This is a genomic window from Pseudoalteromonas luteoviolacea (assembly GCF_021654285.1).
In the GTDB taxonomy this organism is placed as follows: domain Bacteria; phylum Pseudomonadota; class Gammaproteobacteria; order Enterobacterales; family Alteromonadaceae; genus Pseudoalteromonas; species Pseudoalteromonas luteoviolacea_J.
Genome location: NZ_JAKFZS010000085.1, coordinates 1 through 1,414, shown reverse-complemented (window position 1 = coordinate 1,414; position 1,414 = coordinate 1). Strand labels below are relative to the sequence as shown.

The 1,414-nt window shown below is 50.6% G+C and carries 1 rRNA gene; it reads left to right on the top strand.

The features are described from left to right. Positions 1-1,361: ribosomal RNA gene (locus tag L1077_RS27105) — 23S ribosomal RNA — on the top strand; the annotation flags it as partial. Positions 1,362-1,414: the final 53 nt, after the last annotated feature.

The following is a 1,414-nucleotide window of genomic DNA, read 5'->3' as shown; positions in this document are numbered from 1 at the left end:
GTGAAGTTGTTGATGCCCTACTTCCAGGAAAAGCCTCTAAGCTTCAGTTTATATCGAATCGTACCCTAAACCGACACAGGTGGTCAGGTAGAGAATACTAAGGCGCTTGAGAGAACTCGGGTGAAGGAACTAGGCAAAATTGTACCGTAACTTCGGGAGAAGGTACGCTCTTGTTTGTGAAGGACTTGCTCCATAAGCAGACGAGAGCCGCAGTGACCAGGTGGCTGGGACTGTTTATTAAAAACACAGCACTGTGCAAAATCGTAAGATGACGTATACGGTGTGACACCTGCCCGGTGCCGGAAGGTTAATTGATGGGGTTAGCTTAGGCGAAGCTCTTGATCGAAGCCCCGGTAAACGGCGGCCGTAACTATAACGGTCCTAAGGTAGCGAAATTCCTTGTCGGGTAAGTTCCGACCTGCACGAATGGTGTAACCATGGCCACGCTGTCTCCACCCGAGACTCAGTGAAATTGAAATCGCAGTGAAGATGCTGTGTACCCGCGGCTAGACGGAAAGACCCCGTGAACCTTTACTACAGCTTGGCACTGAACATTGACCCTACATGTGTAGGATAGGTGGGAGGCTTTGAAGCACAGTCGCTAGATTGTGTGGAGCCGTCCTTGAAATACCACCCTTGTAGTGTTGATGTTCTAACTTAGGTCCCTAATCGGGATTGAGGACAGTGCCTGGTGGGTAGTTTGACTGGGGCGGTCTCCTCCCAAAGAGTAACGGAGGAGCACGAAGGTTGGCTAAGTACGGTCGGACATCGTACGGTTAGTGTAATGGTAGAAGCCAGCTTAACTGCGAGACAGACACGTCGAGCAGGTACGAAAGTAGGTCATAGTGATCCGGTGGTTCTGAATGGAAGGGCCATCGCTCAACGGATAAAAGGTACTCCGGGGATAACAGGCTGATACCGCCCAAGAGTTCATATCGACGGCGGTGTTTGGCACCTCGATGTCGGCTCATCACATCCTGGGGCTGAAGTCGGTCCCAAGGGTATGGCTGTTCGCCATTTAAAGTGGTACGCGAGCTGGGTTTAGAACGTCGTGAGACAGTTCGGTCCCTATCTGCCGTGGGCGTTTGAGAATTGAGAGGGGCTGCTCCTAGTACGAGAGGACCGGAGTGGACGAACCGCTGGTGTTCGGGTTGTTATGCCAATAGCATTGCCCGGTAGCTACGTTCGGAATCGATAACCGCTGAAAGCATCTAAGCGGGAAGCGAGCCTCGAGATGAGTTCTCACTTTAACTTAGAGTTAACTGAAGGGCCGTTGAAGACTACAACGTTGATAGGCGAGATGTGGAAGTGCTGTGAGGCATTGAGCTAACTCGTACTAATTACCCGTGAGGCTTAACCATACAACGCCAAAGTGGTTTAAACTTGTTAGAAGTTAAGAATAGAAAGTAGACGA